Here is a 25,206-nt window from a genome sequence, read left to right on the forward strand (position 1 = left end):
CCCGTGTTCAGGCGACCAGGTCGGCGAACACCACGACGTTGGCCTTGTACTTCTCTGACACCGCATCCAGCCCGCCACAGGTGATCAGACGCAATCCGGCATGGTCGAGATCGCCGTACACCGCAGCCGTCGGGAAGCCCGACTTCGGAAACTGTTCGACCCTGGTCACCCGGAACACCGCGACCGAACGGTCCTGGCGGGTCACCACGATCCTGTCCCCACGCGTCAACCGGGCCAGCTTCGCGAAGACGCCCGCTCGCCCGCCCCAGCGGACGTGACCTGCGAGGACAGCCGGTCCTTTCTCACCTGGCGTGGGGCCGCCGGTGAACCAGCCGGCCGGGAAACCGTTCGGCGGAACCTGCAGACCGCCGTCGCGCTTGATACCCAAGCGCATCAGGCCTGACTCCACCCCGATCGCCGGGATGGTGACCCGGATCGGCGTGGACCTCCGCATCGGCACCGTCGCCCCGCGTTCCCGGCCGAGGGACGGCGGCCGGGGCGGTTCGGTGGACGGCAGCGAGCGGGGTACTGGGGTGGACCCGCGGGGCGGGGCAACAGGTTCAGGCGTGAGCACCTTCGGCGTGAGCACGGTGGTGGTTGGCGCAGCGGTTCGCTCGGAGCCGACGTCAGCCGCCGTGGGGCCGGGCTGAGTCGGCCCCGTGCCCGACTCGATGGTGCACCCGGTGACGGCCAACGCGGTCACGCCGAGCAGAACCGCTGCGCCGGTCCTCATGACGTGCCGGCCACTGACCAGCCGAACCACCGGACGGTCGGGAACTCGATCAGGCACATCGACGCACCGGCGGCATCCCCTGTACCCACCGGACCTGCCGGGGTCTCAGTGACCTGCGGCGGCCTGGGCGACGGCGGCGCAGGCGTGGTCGGAGGCGTCGTCGGCGGCGTCGTGGGCGGCGTCGTGGGCGGCGTGGTCGGGGGCGTCGTCGGAGGCGTCGTCGGGGGCGTCGTCGGGGGCGTCGTGGGCGGCGTCGTCGGAGGCGTCGTGGGCGGCGGCGTCGGGGGCGTCGTGGGCGGCGTGGTCGGGGGCGTCGTGGGCGGCGTGGTCGGAGGCGTCGTGGGCGGCGTGGTCGGAGGCGTCGTCGGGGGCGTCGTGGGGGGCGTGGTCGGAGGCGTCGTGGGCGGCATCGTGGGCGGCGTCGTCGGGGGCGTCGTCGGAGGCGTCGTGGGCGGCGTCGTGGGCGGCGTCGTCGGGGGCGTCGTCGGGGGCGTCGTCGGAGGCGTGGTCGGAGGCGTCGTTGGCGGCGTGGTCGGGGGTGTAGTCGGGGGTGTAGTCGGGGGTGTAGTCGGTGGGGTGGTGCTGCAGGTGGGTTTGGTGAGGGTGTTGGTGTCGAGCGTCACGGACCCGTTGCGAGCCAGCATCCGGCCGACCGCCGTGGCTCCCGTGTCCATGGTGATGGACGTCAACGCCAGGATCGTGCCGCGGAACTGGGACGCGGTACCGATCGTCGCCGAGCTGCCCACCTGCCAGAACACGTTGCACGACTGTGCCCCGTTGGTCAGCACCACGCTGCTGCTCGTCGCAGTGGTGAGCGCGGAGCCCACCTGGAACACGAAGACCGCCCCCGCGTCGCCCTCGGCGTCCAGGGTCAGCGCTCCGGTCAACCCCATCGTGGAGGCGGAGTTGTAGACCCCCTGCTTCAGCGTCTTCCCGCCCAGATCGTCGGTGATCGGCGTCGGCGGCGACTCCCCCGCGGCGACGTTGTAGGCGGTGACCAGATCGTCCTTCGCCCCCTGTGTCACGCTGTCGCCGGCGTGATTGGTTCCGGTGATCGTCATCGTTCCGGTGCCGCTGATCGCCGGGTTCGGGAAACTGCCGATGTCCCCGGTCAGCACCGTCGGTCCGGTGTTGGTGATTCCCGCACCAGCGAGGACAACGAAGCTCTCGGCGGTCCCCAGCGGCACCGGCACGGCCGCCGCCGAGGCGGTGCCGTCGGTTCCCAGCAGACCGGCCGCGGAGACGGCAAACGCTGCTGCCACCGCCAGCACGCTGAGGCGTATTCGAGCACCTACCGGTAAAGACTTGGACGGCTTCATGCGTGACTCATCTCATCCTTCGATCAAGTCGCCTGGCCCACGGGTCAGCACGACTGGTTGCGCTGTTCACAGCGCTCTCGTCAAAGGAGGCTCAGCGGTCACACGTACGACGGACCCGTCGGCAGGTACTCGTGAAGAGTCCGGCAAGGATCAGATCATCATCGGCAGCGGGACGGGTCCGGGCCCACCGCCGGCAGAAAACGTGTTCGCACCCCGTTCGATCGACGGCGGCCCGAAAGCCTCTGTTCCGCCGATCACAATTCGTAATCGATTCTGACACTAAGTCAGGGATCACGCACTGTCAATGGCCCGATAGGTGCCGTAGTCAACAATCCGAACAGTTGCTGTCATCAACTACCGTGCGGCTGACCGGCAGCACGGAATCGCGCTCTGGTCGACCACAGATCCGGGGTGCTGCGGCCGGCGTCGTACTGTTGGGGTTCTTCGGCCCAGCTCACGGAGGCTTCATGGCAGCGCGGATCAGCAGCCGCAACGCCCGATTTCAGGTGTGGCATTCCTATCTGACCAACCGGACCAAGCGGCACCGGGCGGGTGAGTTCCTGGTTCAGGGGGTCCGGCCGATTTCGCTTGCCGTGGACAACGGGTGGCCGGTGCGCACGCTGATCCACGATGCGTCCCGGCCCTTCTCGCATTGGGCCCAGGAGCTGTACCAGCGGCTTCCCGGGGTGGAGCGGGTGGCGATGGAGCCGGAGTTGCTGGCCGAGCTCGGCGAGAAGGACGCCGAGGTCGTCGCGGTGGTGGAGATGCCGCCGGACGACCTGGACCGGATCCCCGTCGGGCCGGACTTCCTCGGCGTGGTGTTCGACCGGCCGACCGGGCCGGGCAACATCGGGTCGATCATCCGGTCCGCGGATGCGTTCGGTGCGCACGGTGTGATCGTCACCGGGCACGCTGCCGACATCTACGATCCGAAGGCGGTCCGGGCGACGACCGGGTCCCTCTTCGGCGTTCCCGCCGTACGCGTGCCGTCGCATCGCGAAGTGATCGAGTGGGTACGGCGGTCAACCGACGTACCGATCGTGGTCGTCGGAACGGACGAGCACGGGTCCGCGAACGTGTTCGACTTCGACCTGACCCAGCCGACCCTGCTCCTGATCGGCAACGAAACCCACGGCCTCAGCACCGCTTGGAAAGAAGCCGCCGACGCCCTGGTCCGCATCCCGATCGCCGGCTCCGCCAGCTCCCTCAACGCAGCCAACGCCGCCACCGCCGTTCTCTACGAGGTCTCCCGCCAACGCTCCCATTCGTCCAAGACTCAGTAGGTTGCCGAGGCCTAGCGTCGTACCCATGAGGCCACAACCCCTGATCGCGGTGAGCGATGTCGAGAAGAGCAGTGCCTGGTACTGCGAGGTGCTAGGAGCCGTCAGCGGTCACGGCGGACCGGAGTACGAGCGGCTCGTGGTCGACGACGTCCTGGTCATGCAACTGCACAACCTGGACATCGACCACCATCACGGACCGTTCGGCGATCCCTCGCACCCTCTGGGAAACGGCGTCGCGATCTGGTTCGAGGTCGACGACCTGGAGGCGGCCGCCGAGCGCGCTCGCACGCTCGGCGCCACCATCCAGACCGACATCCACCTGAACCCGAACGCCAACCACCACGAACTCTGGCTCCGGGACCCCGACAACTACCTCGTGGTCCTCGCCTCTCACCCGTTGAGTCGATAGAAGCGCCAGAACGGGTGGTCGATCGGGAGGATCTCGACGGTGGTGAAGCCGGCGGTTTCGGCCAGCCGGCGCATCACGGCGGGGCGGATCTCCAGCGGTCCGACTACCTCTGAGCCGGCCTCGGTACGACCCTGCGGGACGCACCAGAGGGTGCCCGCCGCGGCCATGAAGCGCTCGACTTCGTCCCCCGGAGCGGTGAAGTTGTCGGCGACGTGCTCCTCCATCACGATCACCGAGCCGCCAGGCGCCAATGAGCGACGCGCAGCCTCGAGTGCGGCCACCGGCTGCGGGAGGTCGTGCAGGCACTCGAAGAAGAACGCCACGTCGTACCCGTCGCGGGGCAGCGGCTTGGTGATGTCGGCGACCTCGAGGTCGACCTGTCCGGCCACACCCCGCTCGGCGACGTACCGGCGGCCGCGGGCGATCGACTCCTCGTCCAGGTCGTAAGCGTCGACGCGAATGTGCGGGAACGCCTCCGCCAACCGGATCGACGCCCAGCCGACGCCGGCGCCCAGGTCCGCGACCCGCGCCGGACGAGTGGTGTCCGCGAGGCGGGCCTGGATGTCGGGCACCTGCGGCAACCACTCGTCGATGAGCGAGTTCTCGTACGCGGGCCGGTTCAGTGCCTCCTGCGCGGTCACCGCTTCGGCGCCGTACGACGCAAGCGGCACACCCTCCCCGGTCCGGAGCGCGGCGACCAGAGCTGGAAGCGCACGGCCGATCGCGGGCGCGATGTACGACATCCCGCCCGCGTAGAACGGGCTGATCTCGTCGACCAGCGTCTCGCGCACACCGTCGGCCAGGCTGAACTGCGCTGTCGACGGCTCGTCGCCACTGGCGATCAGTAGCCCGGTGACAGCCTGCTGGGCGAGCCATTCCTGGGTGTAGCGCACGTCGTTGCCGGTCCGTTCGGCCAGCTCGGCAGCGGTTGCGGGCCCGTCGTTCGAGAGCGAGCGGTACAAGCCCAGCTCGACGCCGAAGTAGATGTTGAGCAGCTCGACGGTGGCAAGGGTCTGCAGGAAGATGCGACCGGTCAGCTCCTCGGCCGTGGCCTCTACATCCAGCGATGTGGTCATGATGTCCTCCACAGGTTCCGCGGCGCCCGGTGCGCCGCTTCTACCAGGGAGGCGCCAGGTCTGCTGTGGCGATGCCACACGACCGGCTAGCTGTGCCAGGTCACGGCTTCCTCGGGGCGATAGACGCAGAATCGCCCGGTGGAAACGGCAAGTTCGAGGTGGCGGGCCAGCGCTGGATGGACCTCACGGATCGCCTTGATCGCGGTCGCAATACGCATCGCGACCGCCTTGCGAGCACGCTCGGCCTGGTCCCCCGTCGTACGGGCCCGGCCACCGAGGCCGTAGGCCGCGGCGAGCTCGCGGACCAGGAAGTCCCGCTCGTCGGTGAGGGTGCCGACCAACACCGCGGCGCCGTCCCGTTCGGCCTCGGCGATGTCGGTCTCGAGCTCGGTGACTCGGCGCTTGTACGCCGCCCTAGCCGTGCCGTCGAGGACCGGACCGGTATCTCCACCGGCCGCTGCCCGCGGCGGACCGCCGACAGCTGCGACCAGGTCGAGCACGTGGACCGGGACGCCGGGCCGGGCCAGCACAACGGACAGGTCATGCATTCCCTTGGAGTCCGGGACAGTCGCCTCACCATCCCGCCAACGCAGACGCCAGATCCGGCCATCCTTGCGGAACAAGCCCTCAACGCTCGTGGCTGGTCTCACCGATACGCCGATCGCCGCCAGATCCTGCTCAGCCTTGGTGAGCCAGGGCTTCGCTCCGGCACCGCGGTACACGTCGACGGCCTTGCTCAGCAGGCGTCGCGCGTCTTCGGTGTGTCCCAGGAACGATTCCAGCCGTCCGAGGAGATGGGCGGTCACACCCATCACACCACCGCCGATTCCGTCGATCACCCACAGCTCTTCGTACGGCGCGAGCCGCCGAGCGACCTCCTCGGCGACCTCGGCACGGCCAAGCGCGATGGCTGCGTCACCCACATGCCACATCCCCTCAAGCCACTCGCAGTCATCGGGTAGCGCATCCAGGCCGCGGCCCATCAGCCGGTCGAAGAAGAGCCCGGCCTTATCGGGCTCACCGGCCGCGGCGAAGTAGCTGGCACCCATGCCCAGGGCAACGGGTGCGTCGTACACGAGCTTGATGATCGCGTCCGCCTCGGCCGCGCAACTCGCGGGAAGTACACCGGCGGTCCGGTGGCTCCACAGGCGCAGGGTGAACACCATCAGGGTCGCGTTCGCGCTGCCGGCGCGTCGACCGATCGCCTCGGCCTCGTCGGCGTACCGGGCGGCGGTTTCGAAGTCCCCGGACATCAGCGCTCGCGCTCCGCGCCACAGCGGGATGTACCAGGAGTAGAGCGGCAGCATCAGGCGATCCGCCGTACGGGCGAAGGCGTCGATCTCCGCATCGACCGCAGGCCAGTCGCCTCGCTCCATCAGTGCGACCAGACGCAACCGACGGGCGAGCAGCTGACACGGTGAATCGTGGCCGCGTTCGGCGACCATGAGCATCTGACTGGCCGCGGCGAACCGCTCGTCGACCTGGCCCGGCCCGGCGATCGTGTCGCAGTACGCCGCCAACGCGCCTGACTCGACACACGGGTGGCCGACGCGTTCCGCCATCTCCACAGCGGACTTGGCCAGCGCGACCCGTTCGCCTTCTCGATCCGTTCCTGCGTAGGCGAGTGAGAGTCGCCCCATCACCGCCGCGCGCATGCCGCCGTCTCGATCCGGCAGATTCGCCAACGCCTCCTCGAGGAGCTCTGTCTGCAGTTCGTCGTACTGCGGAACCTCGAAGCCACCCAGGCCGGTGCCCATGCCGAGTGCGGCCATCGCCAGGTGGCTGGCTCTGCCGTTCCGGCGGGCCAGGTCTGCGGTCTCCGCGAACGTCTGCCGGGCGCCATCTAGGTCGCCGGCGTACATCTGCGCCTCGCCGAGCTCGAGCATCACCTTCGTCCGCTCGATGTCCTTGCCGCGCAAGGCGATCCGGTAGGCGTCCACCGCCTGCTCGTAGCCCATCCGAGCACGTGCCGCTCGCGCCGCTCGTAGTGCCCATTCCGCAGCGCGTTCGGCGGCGTCGGGACCGAAGGCCGCGGACCAATGCCTGACCAGCTCGCCCGCCTCGGCGTCCTCATCCGTCTCCAGTTGCTCGGCCAGTGACCGGTGCAGAGCGGCTCGCCGGGCCGTACCGAGCGATGCATCCAGCACCTCCCGGACTAAAGCGTGGGCGAACCAGATCCGGCCGTCGACCGGCGGGCCGGCGAGCAATCGGGCGGCGGCCGCCTCCTCGAGCAAGTCGAGAACGGCTGGGTTGTCGGCGACAGCCATGACGAGGGAAACCTCGACGTCGTCCCCGGCCACCGCGGCGACCTCCAGGATCCGCTGGCAGTCCTGGCTGACACGCGCGATCCGCCGAGCCAGCACCTCCCGCACGCCATCGGGTACACCAGTCGTCGCCGGACGTACCGCGAGCAGTCGCGAAACCTCCCGTACGAAGAACGGATTGCCGCCGGTGCGGCGGTGCACCATGGTCGCCAGCTCGTTCGTGGCGGTGTCGCCGAGCACCCGCGTCACCACCTCCGCGACCTCGTCGACGTCGAGACCGTCGAGGCGGATCCGCTGTACGGCGGTCGGCAGATCCCGTACGGCGGCCAGCACCTCGTCACCACTCTCGAGCGGTTCGTCACGACACGTGGCGACGAGGAGAACTTGAAGGCCCGGCAACGCGTCGATGACCGTGCGGAGCAGCAACAGCGACGCGCTGTCGGCCCACTGCAGATCCTCGAGGATGAGGACGATCGGACCCTCGTCGGAGACCTTCTGCAAGGTGTCGAGCACTGAAACGAACAGTCTGGCCCGCGCGCCGGCGTCCCCGCGCAGCACACCCAGACCGTCCGGGCTCGAATCGGCAGCCTGGTCAGCCGCGAGGCGGTGCTGCGGCGCCAAGTCTCGGAGAATCGTTCGCCACGGCCAGAACGGTGGCATCTCGGCGGCCGAACACCAGCCCCAGGCGACGGTCACACCTGCTTCCTGGGCACGGTCCGCGAGCGCCTCGGCCAAGGTGGTCTTGCCCATCCCCGGCTCGCCGAGGACGACCGCGGACCGGCCACGACCTTCGACGGCTGCCACCAGCAGACTGTCGAGCTCGGCCAGTGGCCTGGCCCGGCCCACCATCACCCGTCGCTCCATCCGACGCCTCCCCGATTCCAATGCTAAGCAGCATGTCGAGCCGGGTCAGTGCGTCGGACAAAGCGTCCGCGGCCCGTAACCGGACCGTCCGTCCGCGCCCCGTCACACCGTGCGTCCGCAGATCGTCCGACGGTGCGCCCGCGGACCGTCGGCAGGCGGTGTGTCCGTGGATCGTCGTCAGGCGGTGCAGAGGAGTTCGCCGTGGAGGATGGAGATCCAGCCGTCGGGGCGGGCCGCCCAGGTGCGCCAAGCGGCTGAGATCCGTTCGAGGGTCTCCTCCGGTACGCCGGACCGACGAGCCTGATCCGCCATTGCCGACTGCAGGACGCGGTCGGCCCACATGCCGCCCCAGAAGGCGCGTGAGTCCTCGTCGGCGAACGCCCAGTTGCTCGCAGTCGCGTCGACCTTCTCGAACCCAGCCTCCACCGCCCACGCCAGCAGCCGACGCCCGGCGTCCGGCTCACCCTGATTGGCACGCGCCATCCGCTGGTAGAGCTCCATCCACTCGTCCAACTCGGGCAGCGCCGGATACCAGACGAACCCGTGGTAGTCGGAGTCGCGGACCGCCACGATCCCGCCGGGCTTGCAGACGCGGCGCATCTCACGCAACGCCTGCACCGGATCCGCCACATGCTGCAGGACCTGATGCGCGTGGACGACGTCGTACGAGTCGTCCGGAAGATCCAAGGCATGTACGTCGCCGACCACGAACTGCACCCGGAGGTCCAGCTCGGCGAACGTGGCCTTCGTGATGTCGAGGGCCGCCTCGGTCGCTTCGAGAGCGGTGACGTTGCCTGGTTCAACCAGCCGGGCCAGGTCGGCGGTGATGGTGCCCGGGCCGGCGCCGACGTCGAGTAACGACATCCCGGGCCGCAGGTACGGAAGGAGGTAGCCGGCCGAGTTCTCCGCGGTCCGCCAGGTGTGCGAACGCAGTACCGATTCATGGTGGCCGTGCGTGTACACGTTACTCATCACAGGCTCCTTTGCCCTGGGCGACAGGGTTTCACGCTACTCCAAGATCTTGATTGATGAGACATATTGTCTTGAATATTGATACAACGAAGATGGCCGAATATGGCCAGACGTGGGCTGGTCGCGGGCGCGACTCTTGAGAGGTTGTCGATCTCAGGAGGTAGTCGGTGAAGACGGAGTTGGCGCGGCGGTTGCGGGAGTTGCATGAGCGCCCGCCGTTGGTTCTGCCGAACGCGTGGGACGCCGGGTCCGCGCGGGCGATCGAGGCCGCGGGTGCACAGGCGATCGCGACGACAAGCGCGGGCGTCTCGTGGGCTGCGGGTGTTGTGGATGCGGGCGGATTGAACCGCACGACGGCCATCGCGGCACTCCGCGCGATCGTCGCGGCGGTGTCGGTTCCGGTGACGGCGGACATCGAGTCCGGGTACGGCGATGTCGAGGCCACAGTTGCCGACGTCATCGAAGCAGGTGCCGTCGGCATCAACCTCGAGGACAGCTCGGACGGCACGCTGATCGATCCCGCCGTGCCTGCCGAAAGGATCGCGGCGGCGCGAGCCGTGGCAGTTGCTGCTGGCATCGATCTGGTGATCAACGCACGGACCGACACCTATCTGTTCGGCGACGGGACCGGGACGATCGAGCGGGCGAAGCTGTACGCCGAGGCCGGTGCGGACGTGTTGTTCGTGCCCGGTGTCGTCGACGCGGAGACGATCCGTCAACTGGTCGACGGATCACCGCTGCCCTTGAACGTGATGGTCGGCCCGGGAGCACCCACGGTCGCCGAACTCGCCGACCTCGGCGTGACCCGGATCAGCGTCGGCCCCGCCATCACAGCCGGCGCCTACGGCCTGGCCGCGGCCGCCGCGCAGGAACTACTCAGCACCGGCACCTACCAAACCCTCACCACTGCGGCAGAACTCGGCAAGCACAACGCTCTGCTCCGCTGACACCCGCATCGCCACTCGACGCGCGGCCCGAGCGCTGACGCCGGGAACCGCCTCCAACGAACGGATCAATGCATCCGCGCTCTCGCCGCCGTCGAGCGGTATGTTGCCAGCAGCAACTTCTTGCGCGAGTGGGCCGACCAGCTCGGCGTCGGCCAGTGCTTCGGCGGCGGGGAACGCGTGGGTGAGTCCATGACCGAGCCCCGGCACCGGCATCCCGTGGACCTCGACCAGTCCGCGGAGTATGTCGTACGCCTCCTGCTCTGTAAGGTGATCGCGGACGACTATGCCGACAGCGACCTCGAAGGGACCCCAAGCTCCTGGATGTTGGGTGTGGAGGCCGACCAGCCGCGCGGCGCGTTCGGCGAGGTGGATGACGCCTTCCCAGTAAGGGAGATGGGCCTTCAGGAGCAGGTGGCCGGCATCACCCGGGCCGATCTCGAGCAGACCGGGATCGCCGTCGATCACGATGGTCCGTCGGTAGATGTTGCCCTCGACCGATTCGATTCCCGGGATCGCGTGCTCAGCGAGGAAGGCGGTCATCGCTTCCCAGTTGTACGGCGGGTTGTACGGCAAGCGCAGTACCAGGCCTCCATCCGCCACCAGGCGATCACTGCGACGGCGGCGGTCCCGGAGCTCTCGCGGTGAGGCGTGGAAGATCTCGCGCATGGCCCGGTTGAACTGCCGCAGGCTGCCGAACCCGGACGCGAAGGCGACGTCCGCGATGCCGAGGTCGGAGTCGTCCAGCAACCGGCGGGCGAAATGAGCTCGCCGCGAACGGGCGAACTGGTCGGGCGTGACACCGAGGTGCTCGTGAAACAGCCGCCGCAGGTGCCGCGCCGACAGCCCCAACCGCGCACCGAGAGCGGCCTCGCCCGACTCGTCGAGCACGCCCGCGATGATCAGCTGCACCGCCCGGCAGACCAGCTCGGGCGCATTGTCAGGCAGGGTCCCCGCGACCCGGTACGGCCGACAGCGCAGGCAGGCGCGATACCCGGCGGCCTCCGCGGCCGCGGCCAGTTCGAACGTCCGCACGTTCTCCGCCAGCGGTTTGGCCCCGCAACCCGGCCTGCAGTAGATGCCCGTCGTACGCACCGCCGAGTAGGTCGTCACGCGACCACGCTAATCATGGCCACCGACAGTTCTTCTGAACGTCGGTCTTACGTTGGGTGGCGACCGGGTCCGACGGCTGGCTAGGGTGCGTCGGTGCAGTCGAAGCCGATGGTGATTGTGGTGAGCGGCCCGCCGGGGACCGGGAAGACGACGCTGGCGCACCGAGTGGCGGCGGCGATCGGGTGCCCGGCGATCTGCCGGGACGAGATCAAGGAGGGGATGGCGCACGCGACGCCCGGGTTCATCCCCGGGCCGGGTGACCCGCTGACCATGCGGACGTTGTCGACGTTCTTCGACGTGATCGGGTTGCTGGTCGGCCGCGGCACGACGGTCGTCGCCGAGGCCGCGTTCCAGGACCGGCTGTGGAGCCCGGGCCTGACCCCGTTGCTCAGCCGGGCCGACGTACGCGTCATCCACTGCGTGGTCCCGGCCGACCTCGCGCTGGCCCGGATCAACGCCCGCTCGGCGGCCAACCCGAACCGGGGCGCGCACGAAGACGCTCAGATCGGCGACGACGCGAGGCTCCGCACCCACAACGCGTTCCAGCCAGTCGACCTCCCTGTGCCGATGATCACCGTCGACACGTCCACCGCCGTCTACGACCCACCACTGCCAGAAATCCTCAACTTTCTGTCGCGTTGACCTACTGGGCCGGTTGCCTGATTAGGGTCGTGGAATGGAACGATTCGAGGGGCTGACCACAGCGCATGTCGCGGACGCTTGTATCCGGGCCGGGGTGCCGGTGCGGACGGTGTCGCTGACGGCAGTGGCGGGCGGCCGGGTCGCGGGACGGGTGTTGCCGGCGCGTCACGTGGGCAGCGTTGACATCTTCCTGGAGGCATTCGAGTCGGCCGAGGCGGGCGACGTACTGGTCGTCGACAACGGCGGGCGACGGGACGAGGCCTGTGTGGGCGACATGGTCGCCTTGGAGGCCGCGGCCGCCGGAATCGCGGGGCTGGTCATATGGGGGTTGCATCGCGACACGGTGGACATCACCGCGATCGGTCTGCCCGTGTTCAGTCTCGGCGCGTTGCCGACCGGGCCGTTGCGACTCGATCCGCAACCGGCCGATGCGTTGTCCTCGGCAACCATCGGCGAGTGGATCGTGACCCGCGAGGACGTCGTCCTGGGCGACGAGGACGGGATCCTGTTCGTACCGGCCGACCGCGTCGACGAACTCTTCGACCTGGCCGAATCCATCCGCGACACCGAACACACCCAAGCGGACGCGATCCGAGCCGGACGCTCGTTGCGCGAACAGGTCCGATTCGCCGACTACCTCACCGCCCGGGCGTCGAATCCAGACCTCACCTTCCGCCAACACCTCCGCGCAATCCGCGGCGCCATCGAGGAGTGACCTGGACCTCCCGGTGAAACCACCAGTGCCGCGTCAAGGAAGGTTGAGGTCGCTGCCCGCTCCACACTGCCCTGGCCAGAGCACTGGGTCAGCCGGCAGAACGGTCCGCCTGGGTGCAAACCGACAGGACGTATGCGCCGACTGCCGGCCACTCCCCGCCTGAGCCCAACCGGGTGCCCGACTCGATCGTCGGACACCTCCTGTCGAACTGCACCAATCAGACCGGACCGCCTCCGGTGGGTATTCGACTCGATGACACCCCCAACGTTCTGGATGCGGCGCTAACTGACGGCGGCGCGGACGGCGGGGGCTATTTCCTGGGACCATTTGGCTAGTTGTACGTCGTAGGCGTCGGGGTCGGTGGGGAAGAGGGTGAAGCCGGCGGCGGCGTGGTTGAGGACGGCGTCGGTGAGCTCTTCGATCCACTGGTCGGGGGATCCGCCGATCCATCGGCCGGTCTCGTCGCGGGTACGTCGTACCGGCGACGAAGTGATCGCGCCCGGGAAGTTGTAGATGGTGGCGACGTCGGATGGTTTGCGGCCGACCGCGAGAGCGGCCTCGTCGATGATCGGGCGGGACCAGCGGTAGCGCTCGCTCAGCCAGTCGGCAGCGTGGCCGGGGATCCAGCCGTCGGCCTGCCGGCCGGTCGCGGCGAGCGACTTCGGGCCGTTCGACCCGGTCCAGATGAGTGGTGCGGCGACGTTCGCGGGCTTCAGCTCGCCGATCGGGTAGTGCTTGGTCGGGGCCGGGCGGCCGCCGTCGGACATGGACCGGACCAGCTGCATCGCCTGTTCGAAGGCTTCGACCGCCTGCGCCGGCCGCAGCTCCGGTACGCCCATCGTGGTGATGTGGTTCCACGCTCCCCCGGCGCCGAGGCCGAGGACGAATCGGCCACCGGACAGTGCGTTCAGGGCGGACGCCGTACGGGCCAGCACCGGGGCCGGGCGCAACGGCAGGTTGGTCACGTTGACGAACGCCGCGAGGCGCTCGGTCCGACCGAGGATGAAGCCGATCGTCGCGTACCCGTCCAGCAGGTCGGCGACGTACGGGTGATCCGACAGGCTGACGTGATCCAGCCCGTCCCGGTCGGCCTGCGCGGCCAGTCGCAGGATCCGGTCCACGTCGCGGACCTTGTCGGGTGAGCCGTAGCCGAACCGCACGGTCATGTCTGTCTCCTCCGGGTAGATACTTCGTAGGCCTAAATAGTAGCCCTGCGAAGTATCAGCCCCGCAAACAGTCCGGGCTGCGGACTACAGTGGAGGCATGGCGACGACGACTGCGCAGGACACCGAGCTGGCGAGTGCCCTCGTCCAGACGATGCACGTCCTGCAGGATCTGTACGCCGAGACGAGCCGGCCGCTCGGCCTGACCCCGCAGCAGGCTCACCTGCTCTGCGTGCTCCTCGGCGGACCGCTCGGGATGACGGAACTGAGCCGCATCCTCAGCATCGAGCGCTCCAGCCTGACCAGCATGGTCGACCGCCTCGAACGCCGCGACCTGGTCGCCCGCATCCCCAACCCCACCGACCGCCGCGCCTGCCAGATCGAGCTCACCACCCCCGGCCTGACCTTGGCGCACGACGCCCACGATGCCTTCACCACCCGCATCGACGCGCTCACCGCCGACCTCACCCCGACGGCCCGCCGCACCCTCACCACCACCCTGACCAGCATCGTCGCCCAAGCCTGATAGGAGTCTCAGCCAGCTGCGGCGCGGAGCTTGGCGCGTGCGGTCCGGCCTCGGGTGGCGAGGGTCAGGCCGGCTGCGGCTATCAAGGCTGCGGCGAGGAAGCCACCGCTGCGGTCTGTGGTGGCGGCTACCAGGCCGAAGGTGGCTGGGCCTAGGCCGGCGGCTAAGTCGATGCTCATGCTGACGGTGCCCATGACGGCGCCGCGTTCGGCGGCGGGGGCGCGGTCGAGGGCGAGCATCATGATCGCGGGTGTGCCGAGGGCGATGCCGACAGCGAGTACGACGGTGCCGAGGACGAGGCCCGGAGCGGATCGCCAGCCGCCGATGAGGGCCAGGCCGATCGTGCTGCAGAGCAAGGAGAGCCGGACGCTGCGGATGGCGCCCAACCGGTCGGGGATGCGTGCGCCGACGCTCCGGATGACCACGACGATTGCGGCGAATCCGAAGAGCAGGAACCCGGACCCCGGCAGCCCGAGATCCAGCGCGTAGAGCGGCACGAACGCCAGGAACCCAGCCATCCCCCACACCAGCGCGAGCAACAGCAGCGCGGGTACGACGGCCGACGGCGGGATGAGCCGCGCAGACCCGTCGGAGCTCGGCTGGTCGGTCGTCGGCTCGCGAGTGTCACCGACGCGCGTTGCGAGGAGTACGGCGAGGAGCGCGGAACCGGCCGCGACCAGCCAGACCGTGGTGAAGCCGGCCACGTTGACGAGCAGTTCACCGATCGGCGGGCCGATGGCGAGACCGGCGTACAGGGAGAGGGAGAACAGGCTGATCGCCTCGCCGCGGCGTTCGGCCGGGGCCAGGTCGCTCATCGCGGTGACGGCACCGACGAAGAAGAACGCATCGCCGACGCCGGTCAGGAGCCGGAGCGCCGAGAGTGCGCCGACGGAGTCCACCAGGCCGTAGGCGGCGACCGACGTGGCGAAGATGATGCCGCCGCCGACCATCGCGAGGGATCGGCCGTGCCGGTCGGCCAGTCGTCCGGCCCATGGGCGCAGCACCAGGGCAGACAGACTGAACGCGGCGACCACTAGGCCGACGGCGATGTTACCGCCGGTAAGTTCGCCGGCGACGTACCGCGGCACGGCGGGCACCAGCAGTCCGTCGGCGAGGAAATAGGCCAGTCCGGCCGCGCCGAGCAGCATGAACTGAGGCGTGACTAGACGCGGGGTCGCTGTGGTCATTGCCGGTGCGCTCATGGTTCCTCCCCTGCTCCAGAGGTCCAAAGAGGGCCTCTGAGGCTCACAATGGCCGTACGGGGAATGCCTGGGCATCGGTAGTTCTGCCCATCCCCCAAGGAGGGCGCGATGGCACAGAACGATCCGCGACTCGCAGAGCTGCTCTGCGCGCTGTCCGTGAGCCTGGACCTCGCCATGGCACAGCCGCCGGAGAAGTCGATCCGTAGCTGCCTGGTGGCGATGCGCCTCGCCGCCCGCCTGGGCGTCACTGACAAGCGCACGGTCTACTACGCAACCCTGCTGCGTCACCTCGGCTGTACTGCGACCACGCACGAGGAGGTCCACCTGATGGGCCCGCGTGCGGCCGAGCTGCGCCCGCTGGCGGAGCGCACTGACACCAGCAGCGGCAGGGAGTCACTCAACTACTTGAGTCACGTCGGCAAAGGCGCCGGCATCAAACGCCTCCAGTACGTCGCTCGCACCATGACGACCAGCGAGGACGACCTCCTCCGCGCCGTCTGCGAAGTGGGCAGCATGCTCGCCGAGCACCTCGGACTAGGCCACGACACCGCCGAAGCGCTCTACCAGAACCTCGAACGCTGGGACGGCAAAGGCAAGCCGAAGGGCCTGGCCGGCAAGGAGATCCACATCGCCACTCGCATCGCCGAGGTCGCGACCCAAGCCGTCATCGCCGGCGGCCGAATCCTGCAGAAGCGGCGAGGCGGCTGGCTGGACCCCTTCGTGGTCGCCGAGTACGACGACAGCCTCGTGGCCGACCTGGACGATATCGACGTCTGGCAAGCGACTCTGGAGGCCGAGCCTCATCCCTGGGGCACCACACACGATCTGGACAAGCTCGCACGCACCTTTGCCTACTTCGTCGACCTCAAGTCGCCGTACCTCTTCGGCCACTCCACTGGTGTCGCCGCACTCGCAGACGAGGCTGCACGGCTGCTGCACCTCGACGACGAGGAGAGGACGACACTGCGACGTGCTGCCCTGCTGCACGACCTCGGCCGGGTCGCAGTGCCTACTGCGGTGTGGGAGCGCCCCGGTCTGCTGCGGCGAGCAGATTGGGAGCAGGTGCGGCTTCACCCGTATCAGTCGGAGCGGATCCTCTCGCGATCCCCAGTACTCGAGCCCATCGCCGTACTGGCGGCTCTGCATCACGAGAGGCTCGATGGGAGTGGGTATCCGCGACAGGCCAAGGGTGGTGAGCTCTCCACCGCCGCACGGATCCTGGCTGCGGCGGACTGCTACGAGGCACTCACCCACGACCGGCCACACCGGTCCGCCCACTCACCTGCTGGTGCTGCCGAGCTCATCCTGGGTCAGGTGGCGGCCGGACGGCTGGACGGCCGCTGTGTGAAGGCTGTGCTCGCGGCGGCCGGGCAACAGGTGCCCGGCCGCCGGATGAGCCGTCCCGCCGGTCTCACCGAGCGGGAGATCGACGTACTACGGTTACTCGCTCGCGGGTCGTCGAACGCCGACATAGCCCACGAGCTGGTGGTGTCACGCCGTACTGCCGAGCATCACGTCCAGCACATCTACGGCAAGATCGGTGTGTCCACCAGAGCCGCTGCAGCGCTGTTCGCGATGCAGCACGGCCTGTTCACACAGTGACGAGCTTCTCGAAGAAGAACTCGTGCTTGAGGAACGAGACGTCGTACTCGTGCCCCGGGAACGGCGGGAGCAGTTGCGCGGCCTGGAACAGCCGCCAGCCGTCCTTCAGCGCGTCGAGCCCGGTCTCGTACGGCGGGACGTCGCTGTCCCCCGTCGTCGGTGACGTCGCGCCGGTGCCGTCGTACGTCGACCAGCCGACCACTCGCGCGTCGAGCGCGGAGGAGGACAGGTAGAGCACCAGCACCTGCTGGCGAACCGTCTGCTGGGCGGACTCTGTCAGGGCCGTGCTGGTCATGCCATCTCCTTCTTCGCAGACGCGGCGTGCGGGTTGAGGCTGCGCTGGGCGACCACACGGGTCGGCCGGTTGGAGACCCGGGTGACCCAGTACTCCGGGTCGTAGGTGTCGTCACCGGTGAGGGCCTGCCACAGCTTGATCCGGTTGTACTTCTCCAGCCGGCCGGTGGCGTTCTCGTACCAGGGGAACGTCTGGTCGAGCTCGCGCGCCACCTCGTCGTCGTACAGGTCCTCGGTGTTCCAGAGCCGGACCTGGCGGACGGTCGGGTTGAACCGGATCTTGAACATGTAGCGGTCGATGTCGCTGTCGTTCTTCCGGCCGCCGTGCCAGATGCCGTGGTGCAGGAAAACCACCGTGCCGGCCGGGCAGACCAGGCGGGTCTGGCCGAGCAGGTTCTGGTAGCGGCCGGTGTCGGTCTCGTTGATCCGGCGCAGGTGGCTGCCGGGCACGCTGAGGGTGCCGCCCATCTCGAGCGTCACGTCCTGCGGGTAGTACATGAGCTGGACGTCGAACGCGTCCGGGCGGACGTCGATGATCGCGTCACCGTGCAGGTTCTGCGCCTCACCCTCGTTCGCCTTGCGGATGTGCACTGCGTGGTGGTCGACAGTCGGCTCCGGCCCGACCAGGCTGTGGATGGCGCCGGCCACCTCGGGCAGCTGCACCAGCCGCTCGACGAACTCGCTGCCGGCGAACGCCTCCGACAACGGGGTGCCGTACGGGACGCCGGGAACACCGGCCTTCAGTACGTCGATCGCCTGCCGGTTCATCTCGTCCGGTACGACGGCGTCCATCCGGAACGACCCGGTGGCCACGAAGTTCGCCATCTGAACCGAGGTGAGCAGGTTCTTGCGATGCGGATGGGGCATGAGTCTCCCTCTCGGGGGGAAGTGGTAACTACTCCACCAGGCTAAGTTGAGACAGCGTTGTCGCGCGTGGGCTGTGTTCACCACTGGTGGTAATTTCTCACCATGATCGAGCTGCACCTGGCGGCACCGCCGGACGTCGTCAGCGTCGGCGCGGGGGTCCACGGCGTCCAGAGCCTGCGGGATGTGTTCCGGCTGCCGGACCTGTGGCAGTTGCACCTGTACAGCTACTCGGCCGAGTTGACGGTCGACGGTACGACGCACGCCGTGGCACCCGGATACGTCAGCCTGACCCCGGCCGGCGCGCAGGTGCGGTTCGACTACCGCGGTCGGTCGGAGCACCTCTACGTGCACTTCCGGCCGACCGTCGTCGGCGAGCCGTCGCACTTGCCCGTCGTACAGGATGCGGGGGCGGTCGCGCCGGTGTTGACCGAGTTGCTGCGCTCGGCCCTGGAGGCGTCGCCGTCGGGATCCGCGCGGGTCACTGCCGAGGTGTGGACGGCGCTGTGGCGGATCGCGGAACTCAGGTCGTCGTCGAAAGCGGAGGACGCGACCCACCCGGCCGTTTCGGCGGCGATCGCCTACATCGAGGCGAACCTGGCCCAGCCGCTGACGATCCCGGCGCTGGCGCGGATGGCCGGCGTCTCGCACAACCACCTGACCCGCCTCTTCCACGCCGAAACCGGCCTGACCGTCATCGCCTACATCCGCCAGCGCCGGATGACCCGGGCCCGCCACCTCCTGGTCTCGTCGACCCTCTCCATCCCCGCGGTCGCCGCCTCGGTCGGCATCCCCGACCTCCAGGCCTTCAACAAGACCTGCCGCCGCGAGCTCGGCGGCTCGCCGCGAGCGGTGCGAAACGCAGTGGCCGGGGTGGCTTGAGGGACCTAGCCTTCTGCGCATGTACGAGCTGATACCGGCGGCCGCGGCGCCTGAGCTGGATGAAGAAGCAGACAAGCGGTTCGCCGAGGATTGGCCGGAGTTCATCTTCCACGACCTGGAGGTGAAGAAATACTCCGATCGGCGGGTGGAGTACTTCCGGGACTGGGAGTTCTACCTGGTCTCCGGCGGCCGGTTGATCGCGGGCTGCTGGGGTGTGCCGATCGCGTGGGACGGGACGGTCGAGGATCTCCCGGGTGGGTTCACGGATTCGCTGGCGCGGGCGGTCACGTCGTACGAGGAAGGCGTCGTACCGAATACGTTCGTTTTGATGGCGGCCGCCGTACGAAACGACGAACAGGGCCAGGGGCACGCGGGACGGGTGATCACCGCGGTGCGCGAACGCGCGGCAGCCGGTGGCCTGCCGCAGATGATCGCGCCGGTCCGGCCGACGCTGAAGAGCCGGTATCCGCTCACCGACATCTCGTCGTTCATGACATGGACGCGGGATGACGGGCTGCCGCTGGATCCGTGGCTGCGCACCCACGTCCGCCTCGGTGCCACGATCCTCGCGCCGGCGCCGGTGTCGCAGGTGATGACCGGGACCGTGGCCGAGTGGGAGAAGTGGACCGGCATGGTCTTCCCTGACTCGGGTTCCTACGTGATCCCCGAGGGGCTGACTTTGCTGGAGATCGATCGCGCGGCTGACACGGGGTGTTATCGCGAGCCGAACATCTGGATGCGTCACCGCTGAAATACGCTCCGGATTCATAGCTGAGCGTGATCACACGTGATCTTGAACCTGTTGCGATCTCCTGCCACGCTGCTCGAATTCGCGGGTATTCCGGCTCGCGTGGGGGATGGGGGAAACACCATGAACAAACTGCTTCGCCGTGTGCTCATGACGGGAGCAGGTGCGGTCGCGGCCGTGGCACTGGCCACGGGTCCAGCGAACGCACACTTCTGTTTCAAGACCAACCTGAACGCCAAAGCGGCGGCGGGACAGGCCGGTTCGGCCAACTGGGTCTCGTTCGGTAGCCTCGCGGCCGAGTTCCTGCCAGGCCTGTGCGACGAAGGTATCGAGCTCCTCGCCGAGGCCGGTGGGGTGACCACGTCAACGCTGATCAACACCCACGGCACCATGGCCGGCGGCACCCTGAAGAAGGGTGCGGACGCCGGAACGCCGTCGATCTCGCACCTCGACTTCGAGGGGATCGACGCCGCAGTGCCCGACGCGTTCGAGCTCTGCGCCGGCTGACGCGTGGCTGATGCGGCGCCGGCACGTCGGCGCCGCATCAGGTCCGGGCCGGCCTTCTCCCGCTCATGCCGAGAGTGGGAACGCGGTCGCGACGGCGGCGGTGCGGCTGGTGACGCCGAGGCGTTCGTAGATGTTCTCCAGGTGCTTGCGAACGGTGCCTTCGGCAACAAACAGGCGGCGGGCGATCTGAGTGTTGCTGTGCCCCTCGGCCACGAGGCGCAGGAGTTCCAGCTGTCGGCTGGTCAGGTCCGGGACGCCGGCCCGGCGGCGCTCGAGGTCGCGGTGCACCTCGATGAAGTGCGGCCGGAGCATCCGCAGCAGCAGCCGCTCGCGTTCGGTGAAGTCGGGGCCGGGGCCGCGGAACAGCATCAGCCGACGGTCCTCGGCTCCGGTCGCTGGGAACGGTACGGCGATCTCATGGCGTACGCCGTTCATTCGGAACCACTCACCGACGGGCGACCTCGCCAGCTCACGGGTGGACAGATAGTCGGAGACCTTCCAGACACTCTCGTAGTCGCCGGTCCGTTGCGGCCGGCTGCACACGTCGTCGGCCCAGTACGACCGCCAGAACAGGTCCTCCCAGCCCGCACCGAGGTCGACCTCGTCGTCGGTGACCTCCTCGGACGCGACGAACTCGCGATCCAGCGGACGGCTCACCTGGAACGTGACGTCGTCGGCCGGAATCAGCTCGGCGAGCGCCCGCATCAGCTCGCGCGGAAACACCTCGTCCGGCCCGGCCTGCCGCCCCCGGTCGATCACGTCGAACATCCTGCGCAGGTCGCGTTCGGTGACGGTCAACTGCTCCACCATGACGTTCCCCTCCCTCAGCCCAGGCTAAGCCCGCGTCGGCGGTCCGCGAATACGTCAAACCTCGTATGGCAGTGAGCGGCGCGGCGCGGCGACCGTTGGTGGTGAAAGTTCCATCAATGGGAGGGAATCATCATGAAAACGCTGTCTCGTCTGGCCGGTCTGTCGGCCGCACTGCTGGTCACCGTCGTCGCACTGTCCGGTACGGCGTACGCCAAGATCCCACCGCATGACCCGGACACCGGGACTCCACCGGTGTACGACGGTCAGCCGCCGACTGTGGTCGTCGAGACCGGGCTGTCCGTACTGCAGGTGGTCGGGCTGATGCTGCTCGCCGCCATCGCCGCAGCCGTCGTCACAGCGCTCGCGGGGCGCCGTCTGCCCCGGATCTCGGCCGGCGCGGCGCATGCAGGGGCTCGGTGATGTTGGGACGTGTGCTGAGGTGGCCGGCGTTGCTGGCCACCTCAGTCGTGGCACTGACCTCCTGGTCACCAGCAGCAACCGCGTCCGTCGCGTCTGCTGAGCCGGTGCTGCACTGGAGCGGGGTCTCGACGCAAACGATCGTCGCGGCCGGGCGGCCGCCGGCCAGTGCCGAGGTGGTGATGGGGATCGTGCACATCGCGATCGCCGACACCGTGGCCGGGCTGGGGCACAGCCGGCCTTATGTGGCCGCCGTACGCCCCGATCGTCACGCGTCTGCCGCGTCCGCGGTCGCCACTGCGGCGTACGACGTACTGAAGGCTCGGGCTCCGGGTACGGCGCTTGACGGCAAGTACGCCGACTACTTGGCCGGTGTGCCGGACGGGACGGCCAAGACTCGCGGGATCGCGCTGGGACGTGCGGTGGCAGCCGCCGTACTTGCGTGGCGGGCCGGAGACGGCTTCGAGAAGCCGGTGACGTACGTGCAGCGGCAGCCGGGCCCAGGAGTGTGGGAGCCGACCGCGGCGACCCCACCTGTGGACCTTGTCCTCACACAGGTCAGACCGCTGACACTGCGCTCTCGCTCGCAGTTCCGGCCTGACGGTCCTGACGCGCTGACGAGCAAGCGGTACGCGCGTGACGTGGCGGAGGTGGCCTCGCTGGGGCGCAAGGACAGTACGATGCGGACCGCCCTACAGACCGAGACCGCTCTGTTCTGGTCCGAGCACACTGCGCAGCAGTGGAGCCGTGCTCTGGTGCGGCTGGCCGGTGAGCAGCACCTCTCGCTGCCCGAGGCCGCCAGGATGCTGGCCCTGGTTCACGTGACCACTGGGGACGCTCTGATCGCGTGCTGGGAAGCCAAATACCACTACCGCTTCTGGCGGCCAGTCCACGCCATCCAGCGCGCCGACACCGACGGCAACCCGCGTACGGCGGCCGACCCCACGTGGCAGCCGCTCATCGGGGCCAACCACCCGGACTACCCGTCCGGCCACGCCTGCTTCACTGGTGCGGCCACCCGAGCACTACAGGCCTTCTTCCACACGAGCAGGGTTGAGCTCTCGTTCGACAGCCAGGTGACAGGCACGACCCGCCACTACGACAGGCTGTCCGCCGTACGGCACGACGTCCGCGACGCTCGAATCTTCTCCGGGCTGCATTTCCGTCACGCCATGCAGGACGGCGATCAGCTAGGCGCAGACGTCGCCAACTGGGTCACCCACCGCTTCCGTTAGGACAGCGCCAGTTGGGCGAGACCGCCGGGCCCGAGTACACCGCGGAGGATGTCTACGCATTCCTCCCGGTCGGGCCCGGCGAGGGCCTGTTCGGCCCACATTGCGACGTCTTCCAGGGCCCTGACGTGGCGGTAGTAGGTGACGGCGTCGAGGTCCAGGTCGATGTCGCCGTACCCGGTGAAGAAGGCTGCGAGCTGTTCGGGGGCGGTGGGGCCGAGGGAGCCCATGCCGCCGAGCAAGAACATCAGATCCTGCTCGCGTGGCGCCAGTACGACGTCGTCCCAGTCGATCAGATGGACCTGGTCGTCGACGAGGACGTTGCCGAGGTGCGGGTCCGCGTGACAGACGACCCTGCGGCCGCTCGGCTCCGGCCGCTTCGCGGTCATCAGGGCGGTGATGGTGTCCTGGTGTTCCTTCCAGACCGCGGCCAGCTCGGCCTCGAGGTCGTCCTCGGGCGCCTGTGTGGTGAGCCGGGTCTGGAGCTGCTCCGCGAGCGCGGGGATGCGGGCGTCGACCGGGCTGTGCCGGGGTAGCGCGTTCCGGAGTCGTTCGGGTGGCTCTGACGAGTGCACTCGGTTCAGGAGTACGCCGTACTGAGTCCACTGCTCGGTGGTGAGGCCTGTCTCGGCTGCACGGACGCCGTCGATCCACGGGGTGATGGTGAGGCGCTTCCTCCCGTGGAAGCTCCAGAGACCGCCCTCCATGGTCCGGACGGGTTCTGGGATGCCCGGCAGAGCGCTGAGGTACGCCGCCACCTGGTGACCGGTGTTGGTGCCGGCTCCACTCCACTTCACGGCGTACGTGTTGGTGGCTGTGTCTGCTCTCCAGACCTGTGCGGCGACATCGGCCCCGTGGCCGACCGGTGAGAGTTCCACCACATCCAGCCCGAAGTCCTCGAGCACCCATCGCTGCAGCTTCTTCACGCCCGACAGCATGCCTGCTCAGGCCCGGCCGGGCGACGGGTTTGGCCCCCTGGACTGCCACGATCCAGCGGATGGAGCACGACCACAGTGCCTGGGAGCGCGTCGTACAGGACGCCACGACCCGGGCCGCAGGGCGTCCAGCTGGCTCTGGTCCTGGGCGAACGACTCACTGCCACCGGCCGCGATCGGTGACATGCCCAAGGTCCGCCAGTACGGCGAGGCGCACGGCTACCCAGTGCTGCCGTGGCCCGGGTTCGACAACCACTCGGGTCTGGTGAAGGAGGCCCGGGTGGTGTCAGCCGCCGTACTGGACGCCGCCGCCCTCTGGACCGACCAGTCAGGCGACGTCGAGGTGCACTTCCTGCTCCACGACCTCAGCGGTAGTTGACGAACTGCACCGCGAAGTCGAGGTCCTGGCCCTTGATCAGGGCCTGGACGGCCTGGAGGTCGTCGCGGCTCTTGCTGGAGACGCGCAGTTCCTCGCCCTGGATCTGCGCCTTGACGCCCTTCGGGCCCTCGTCGCGGATCAGCTTGGACAGCTTCTTCGCGTTCTCCTGGGTGATGCCGGCGCTGATCGAGGCGTTGATCTTGTAGACCTTCCCGGACAGCTTCGGCTCGTCCGCTTCCAGTCCCTTGAGCGAGATCTGGCGCTTCACCAGCTTGTCCTTGAACACGTCCAGAACGGCGTTCACCCGCTCCTCGGTGTTCGCCTGCATGTCGATCGCCTCACCGGACCACTTGATGCCCGCGTCCACGTTCTTGAAGTCGAACCGCTGGCTGATCTCCTTCGCCGCCTGGTTGACGGCGTTGTCCACCTCCTGACGGTCGACCTTGTTCACGATGTCGAAGGAGGACTCCGATGCCATGGGCAGTTCCTTTCCGATTTGCTGTCAGGGGCACTGTCTGTTGTATCGTCTCCCACGCCGGTTCACGAACCGGCAGCACCCTGGCGGGTTGCCCGAGCGGCCAAAGGGAGCAGACTGTAAATCTGTCGGCGTATGCCTACGCAGGTTCGAACCCTGCACCCGCCACGAAGCCGATAGGCGACTCGTGTCCGCGGAACGCGCGGACCGGGTCGCCTTCGTCATTTGTGCGGCTGCGCTTCGCTCGCCGCGCGGCGGGGGCTCCGCCACCCGCACCCCCTTGCGCCTTCGCTTCGCTCGGCGGCTGGGGTTGCTCGCCGCTGTCGGGTGTTGCCTTCGCTTCGCTCGGCGGCTGCGGTCACCCGCCGCTGTCGGCTGTTACGCCTTCGCCTCGCTCGGCGGCTTCGGTGCTCGCCGCTGTCGAGTGTTGCCTTCGCTTCGCTCGGCGGCTGCGGTCACCCGCCGCTGTCGGCTGTTACGCCTTCGCCTCGCTCGGCGGCTTCGGTGCTCGCCGCTGTCGAGTGTTGCCTTCGCTTCGCTCGGCGGCTGCGGTCACCCGCCGCTGTCGGCTGTTACGCCTTCGCCTCGCTCGGCGGCTTCGGTGCTCGCCGCTGTCGAGTGTTGCCTTCGCTTCGCTCGGCGGCTGCGGTCACCCGCCGCTGTCGGCTGTTACGCCTTCGCCTCGCTCGGCGGCTTCGGTGCTCGCCGCTGTCGGGTGGTGCCTTCGCTTCGCTCGGCGGCTGCGGTCACCCGCCGCTGTCGGCTGTTACGCCTTCGCCTCGCTCGGCGGCTTCGGTGCTCGCCGCTGTCGGGTGGTGCCTTCGCTTCGCTCGGCG

General features: G+C 68.7%; 27 protein-coding genes and 1 tRNA gene. 15 read left to right on the forward strand and 13 right to left on the reverse strand.

The window, feature by feature from the left end:
• Nucleotides 1-7: 7 nt before the first annotated feature.
• A complete protein-coding gene (locus tag V9K99_RS11520) occupies nt 8-733 on the reverse strand; it encodes a class F sortase (RefSeq protein ID WP_337003983.1) in 726 nt (241 codons plus the stop codon).
• The gene (locus tag V9K99_RS42735) at nt 730-1,851 is read right to left on the reverse strand and encodes an ice-binding family protein (protein WP_442914731.1); all 1,122 of its coding nucleotides are present in this window, start codon (nt 1,849-1,851) and stop codon (nt 730-732) included. Before V9K99_RS42735 ends, V9K99_RS11520 begins: the two co-directional genes overlap by 4 nt.
• Between V9K99_RS42735 and V9K99_RS11535 the strand changes: the two genes are divergently transcribed.
• The 3 genes from V9K99_RS11535 (at nt 1,784) to V9K99_RS11545 (ending at nt 3,744) form a co-directional block, all read left to right on the forward strand.
• Nucleotides 1,784-2,329: a hypothetical protein gene (locus V9K99_RS11535; RefSeq protein ID WP_337003987.1), complete on the forward strand. Its 546-nt coding sequence runs from the start codon at nt 1,784-1,786 to the stop codon at nt 2,327-2,329. The genes V9K99_RS42735 and V9K99_RS11535 overlap by 68 nt on opposite strands.
• A 190-nt stretch (nt 2,330-2,519) precedes the next feature.
• Nucleotides 2,520-3,335, forward strand: a complete 816-nt coding sequence (locus V9K99_RS11540) for a TrmH family RNA methyltransferase (protein WP_337003989.1) — start codon at nt 2,520-2,522, stop codon at nt 3,333-3,335.
• 25 nt (nt 3,336-3,360) lie between these two features.
• Entirely contained in the window at nt 3,361-3,744 is a 384-nt protein-coding gene (locus V9K99_RS11545) for a VOC family protein (RefSeq protein WP_337003991.1), read from the forward strand.
• Here the strand turns inward: V9K99_RS11545 and V9K99_RS11550 are convergent.
• The 3 genes from V9K99_RS11550 to V9K99_RS11560 form a co-directional block, all read right to left on the reverse strand.
• Nucleotides 3,726-4,820: a class I SAM-dependent methyltransferase gene (locus V9K99_RS11550; RefSeq protein WP_337003993.1), complete on the reverse strand. Its 1,095-nt coding sequence runs from the start codon at nt 4,818-4,820 to the stop codon at nt 3,726-3,728. The genes V9K99_RS11545 and V9K99_RS11550 overlap by 19 nt on opposite strands.
• 86 nt (nt 4,821-4,906) lie before the next feature.
• Nucleotides 4,907-7,948, reverse strand: a complete 3,042-nt coding sequence (locus tag V9K99_RS11555) for an ATP-binding protein (protein ID WP_337003995.1) — start codon at nt 7,946-7,948, stop codon at nt 4,907-4,909.
• A gap of 177 nt (nt 7,949-8,125) precedes the next feature.
• The gene (locus tag V9K99_RS11560; RefSeq protein ID WP_337003997.1) at nt 8,126-8,920 is read right to left on the reverse strand and encodes a methyltransferase domain-containing protein; all 795 of its coding nucleotides are present in this window, start codon (nt 8,918-8,920) and stop codon (nt 8,126-8,128) included.
• A 167-nt stretch (nt 8,921-9,087) separates the two neighbouring features.
• Here V9K99_RS11560 and V9K99_RS11565 point away from each other — a divergent pair, with 167 nt between their 5' ends.
• Nucleotides 9,088-9,867 carry an isocitrate lyase/PEP mutase family protein gene (locus V9K99_RS11565; RefSeq protein WP_337003999.1) on the forward strand — a complete coding sequence of 260 codons (780 nt, stop codon included), beginning with the start codon at nt 9,088-9,090 and terminating at the stop codon, nt 9,865-9,867.
• Here the strand turns inward: V9K99_RS11565 and V9K99_RS11570 are convergent.
• Nucleotides 9,793-10,977, reverse strand: coding sequence for a helix-turn-helix domain-containing protein (locus tag V9K99_RS11570; protein ID WP_337004000.1), 1,185 nt, complete (start codon nt 10,975-10,977; stop codon nt 9,793-9,795). The genes V9K99_RS11565 and V9K99_RS11570 overlap by 75 nt on opposite strands.
• Nucleotides 10,978-11,070: 93 nt before the next feature.
• Here V9K99_RS11570 and V9K99_RS11575 point away from each other — a divergent pair, with 93 nt between their 5' ends.
• The gene (locus V9K99_RS11575; protein ID WP_337004002.1) at nt 11,071-11,619 is read left to right on the forward strand and encodes an AAA family ATPase; all 549 of its coding nucleotides are present in this window, start codon (nt 11,071-11,073) and stop codon (nt 11,617-11,619) included.
• Nucleotides 11,620-11,653: 34 nt separating this feature from the next.
• Nucleotides 11,654-12,334, forward strand: coding sequence for an RraA family protein (locus tag V9K99_RS11580; RefSeq protein ID WP_337004004.1), 681 nt, complete (start codon nt 11,654-11,656; stop codon nt 12,332-12,334).
• A gap of 281 nt (nt 12,335-12,615) precedes the next feature.
• Here V9K99_RS11580 and V9K99_RS11585 read toward each other — a convergent pair whose 3' ends face one another.
• Nucleotides 12,616-13,500, reverse strand: coding sequence for an LLM class flavin-dependent oxidoreductase (locus V9K99_RS11585; protein ID WP_337004006.1), 885 nt, complete (start codon nt 13,498-13,500; stop codon nt 12,616-12,618).
• Between the two features lie 97 nt (nt 13,501-13,597).
• On the opposite strand from V9K99_RS11585, the gene V9K99_RS11590 reads away from it, so the two are divergent.
• A complete protein-coding gene (locus V9K99_RS11590) occupies nt 13,598-14,023 on the forward strand; it encodes a MarR family winged helix-turn-helix transcriptional regulator (protein WP_337004008.1) in 426 nt (141 codons plus the stop codon).
• A gap of 8 nt (nt 14,024-14,031) precedes the next feature.
• Here the strand turns inward: V9K99_RS11590 and V9K99_RS11595 are convergent, their stop codons facing one another.
• The gene (locus V9K99_RS11595; protein ID WP_337004010.1) at nt 14,032-15,225 is read right to left on the reverse strand and encodes an MFS transporter; all 1,194 of its coding nucleotides are present in this window, start codon (nt 15,223-15,225) and stop codon (nt 14,032-14,034) included.
• A gap of 108 nt (nt 15,226-15,333) precedes the next feature.
• Between V9K99_RS11595 and V9K99_RS11600 the strand changes: the two genes are divergently transcribed.
• Nucleotides 15,334-16,827, forward strand: coding sequence for an HD domain-containing phosphohydrolase (locus V9K99_RS11600; protein WP_337004012.1), 1,494 nt, complete (start codon nt 15,334-15,336; stop codon nt 16,825-16,827).
• Here the strand turns inward: V9K99_RS11600 and V9K99_RS11605 are convergent.
• Together V9K99_RS11605 and V9K99_RS11610 are read right to left on the reverse strand one after the other, a co-directional pair.
• Entirely contained in the window at nt 16,817-17,122 is a 306-nt protein-coding gene (locus tag V9K99_RS11605) for a hypothetical protein (RefSeq protein WP_337004014.1), read from the reverse strand. The genes V9K99_RS11600 and V9K99_RS11605 overlap by 11 nt on opposite strands.
• Nucleotides 17,119-17,988, reverse strand: coding sequence for a phytanoyl-CoA dioxygenase family protein (locus tag V9K99_RS11610; protein WP_337004016.1), 870 nt, complete (start codon nt 17,986-17,988; stop codon nt 17,119-17,121). Before V9K99_RS11610 ends, V9K99_RS11605 begins: the two co-directional genes overlap by 4 nt.
• A 102-nt stretch (nt 17,989-18,090) precedes the next feature.
• Here V9K99_RS11610 and V9K99_RS11615 point away from each other — a divergent pair, with 102 nt between their 5' ends.
• The 3 genes from V9K99_RS11615 to V9K99_RS11625 all read left to right on the forward strand — a co-directional run bounded on the left by V9K99_RS11615 (nt 18,091) and on the right by V9K99_RS11625 (nt 20,122).
• Nucleotides 18,091-18,867, forward strand: a complete 777-nt coding sequence (locus V9K99_RS11615) for an AraC family transcriptional regulator (protein ID WP_337004017.1) — start codon at nt 18,091-18,093, stop codon at nt 18,865-18,867.
• A 19-nt stretch (nt 18,868-18,886) separates the two neighbouring features.
• Nucleotides 18,887-19,618 carry a hypothetical protein gene (locus V9K99_RS11620; protein WP_337004019.1) on the forward strand — a complete coding sequence of 244 codons (732 nt, stop codon included), beginning with the start codon at nt 18,887-18,889 and terminating at the stop codon, nt 19,616-19,618.
• Between the two features lie 120 nt (nt 19,619-19,738).
• The gene (locus V9K99_RS11625) at nt 19,739-20,122 is read left to right on the forward strand and encodes a hypothetical protein (protein ID WP_337004021.1); all 384 of its coding nucleotides are present in this window, start codon (nt 19,739-19,741) and stop codon (nt 20,120-20,122) included.
• A gap of 63 nt (nt 20,123-20,185) precedes the next feature.
• Here the strand turns inward: V9K99_RS11625 and V9K99_RS11630 are convergent, their stop codons facing one another.
• On the reverse strand, nt 20,186-20,932 hold the full coding sequence (locus V9K99_RS11630; RefSeq protein WP_337004023.1) for a helix-turn-helix transcriptional regulator: 747 nt from the start codon (nt 20,930-20,932) through the stop codon (nt 20,186-20,188).
• Between the two features lie 132 nt (nt 20,933-21,064).
• Between V9K99_RS11630 and V9K99_RS11635 the strand changes: the two genes are divergently transcribed.
• Entirely contained in the window at nt 21,065-21,352 is a 288-nt protein-coding gene (locus V9K99_RS11635) for a hypothetical protein (protein ID WP_337004025.1), read from the forward strand.
• Entirely contained in the window at nt 21,352-22,584 is a 1,233-nt protein-coding gene (locus V9K99_RS11640; protein ID WP_337004027.1) for a vanadium-dependent haloperoxidase, read from the forward strand. Before V9K99_RS11635 ends, V9K99_RS11640 begins: the two co-directional genes overlap by 1 nt.
• On the opposite strand, the gene V9K99_RS11645 is transcribed toward V9K99_RS11640, so the two are convergent.
• Nucleotides 22,581-23,507 carry a phosphotransferase enzyme family protein gene (locus V9K99_RS11645; protein ID WP_337004029.1) on the reverse strand — a complete coding sequence of 309 codons (927 nt, stop codon included), beginning with the start codon at nt 23,505-23,507 and terminating at the stop codon, nt 22,581-22,583. The two genes, V9K99_RS11640 and V9K99_RS11645, sit on opposite strands and share 4 nt — an antisense overlap.
• Nucleotides 23,508-23,517: 10 nt before the next feature.
• Between V9K99_RS11645 and V9K99_RS11650 the strand changes: the two genes are divergently transcribed.
• Entirely contained in the window at nt 23,518-23,895 is a 378-nt protein-coding gene (locus V9K99_RS11650) for a DUF6882 domain-containing protein (protein WP_337004031.1), read from the forward strand.
• On the opposite strand, the gene V9K99_RS11655 is transcribed toward V9K99_RS11650, so the two are convergent.
• Entirely contained in the window at nt 23,882-24,373 is a 492-nt protein-coding gene (locus V9K99_RS11655; RefSeq protein WP_337004033.1) for a YajQ family cyclic di-GMP-binding protein, read from the reverse strand. The two genes, V9K99_RS11650 and V9K99_RS11655, sit on opposite strands and share 14 nt — an antisense overlap.
• An 82-nt stretch (nt 24,374-24,455) precedes the next feature.
• Here V9K99_RS11655 and V9K99_RS11660 point away from each other — a divergent pair.
• A tRNA-Tyr gene (locus V9K99_RS11660) sits at nt 24,456-24,538 on the forward strand.
• Nucleotides 24,539-25,206 lie beyond the last annotated feature (668 nt).

It is taken from the genome of Kribbella sp. CCNWLW201, from assembly GCF_037203805.1.
GTDB lineage: Bacteria > Actinomycetota > Actinomycetes > Propionibacteriales > Kribbellaceae > Kribbella.

Bases quoted from the DNA above. Each gene is read 5' to 3' on its own strand.
- V9K99_RS11520 (WP_337003983.1), bottom strand. From the start codon at position 733: ATGAGGACCGGCGCAGCGGTTCTGCTCGGCGTGACCGCGTTGGCCGTC.
- V9K99_RS11540 (WP_337003989.1), top strand. From the start codon at position 2,520: ATGGCAGCGCGGATCAGCAGCCGCAACGCCCGATTTCAGGTGTGGCAT.
- V9K99_RS11545 (WP_337003991.1), top strand. From the start codon at position 3,361: ATGAGGCCACAACCCCTGATCGCGGTGAGCGATGTCGAGAAGAGCAGT.
- V9K99_RS11550 (WP_337003993.1), bottom strand. From the start codon at position 4,820: ATGACCACATCGCTGGATGTAGAGGCCACGGCCGAGGAGCTGACCGGT.
- V9K99_RS11555 (WP_337003995.1), bottom strand. From the start codon at position 7,948: ATGGAGCGACGGGTGATGGTGGGCCGGGCCAGGCCACTGGCCGAGCTC.
- V9K99_RS11560 (WP_337003997.1), bottom strand. From the start codon at position 8,920: ATGAGTAACGTGTACACGCACGGCCACCATGAATCGGTACTGCGTTCG.
- V9K99_RS11580 (WP_337004004.1), top strand. From the start codon at position 11,654: ATGGAACGATTCGAGGGGCTGACCACAGCGCATGTCGCGGACGCTTGT.
- V9K99_RS11585 (WP_337004006.1), bottom strand. From the start codon at position 13,500: ATGACCGTGCGGTTCGGCTACGGCTCACCCGACAAGGTCCGCGACGTG.
- V9K99_RS11590 (WP_337004008.1), top strand. From the start codon at position 13,598: ATGGCGACGACGACTGCGCAGGACACCGAGCTGGCGAGTGCCCTCGTC.
- V9K99_RS11595 (WP_337004010.1), bottom strand. From the start codon at position 15,225: ATGAGCGCACCGGCAATGACCACAGCGACCCCGCGTCTAGTCACGCCT.
- V9K99_RS11600 (WP_337004012.1), top strand. From the start codon at position 15,334: ATGGCACAGAACGATCCGCGACTCGCAGAGCTGCTCTGCGCGCTGTCC.
- V9K99_RS11605 (WP_337004014.1), bottom strand. From the start codon at position 17,122: ATGACCAGCACGGCCCTGACAGAGTCCGCCCAGCAGACGGTTCGCCAG.
- V9K99_RS11610 (WP_337004016.1), bottom strand. From the start codon at position 17,988: ATGCCCCATCCGCATCGCAAGAACCTGCTCACCTCGGTTCAGATGGCG.
- V9K99_RS11615 (WP_337004017.1), top strand. From the start codon at position 18,091: ATGATCGAGCTGCACCTGGCGGCACCGCCGGACGTCGTCAGCGTCGGC.
- V9K99_RS11620 (WP_337004019.1), top strand. From the start codon at position 18,887: ATGTACGAGCTGATACCGGCGGCCGCGGCGCCTGAGCTGGATGAAGAA.
- V9K99_RS11625 (WP_337004021.1), top strand. From the start codon at position 19,739: ATGAACAAACTGCTTCGCCGTGTGCTCATGACGGGAGCAGGTGCGGTC.
- V9K99_RS11630 (WP_337004023.1), bottom strand. From the start codon at position 20,932: ATGGTGGAGCAGTTGACCGTCACCGAACGCGACCTGCGCAGGATGTTC.
- V9K99_RS11635 (WP_337004025.1), top strand. From the start codon at position 21,065: ATGAAAACGCTGTCTCGTCTGGCCGGTCTGTCGGCCGCACTGCTGGTC.
- V9K99_RS11640 (WP_337004027.1), top strand. From the start codon at position 21,352: ATGTTGGGACGTGTGCTGAGGTGGCCGGCGTTGCTGGCCACCTCAGTC.
- V9K99_RS11650 (WP_337004031.1), top strand. From the start codon at position 23,518: ATGCCTGCTCAGGCCCGGCCGGGCGACGGGTTTGGCCCCCTGGACTGC.
- V9K99_RS11655 (WP_337004033.1), bottom strand. From the start codon at position 24,373: ATGGCATCGGAGTCCTCCTTCGACATCGTGAACAAGGTCGACCGTCAG.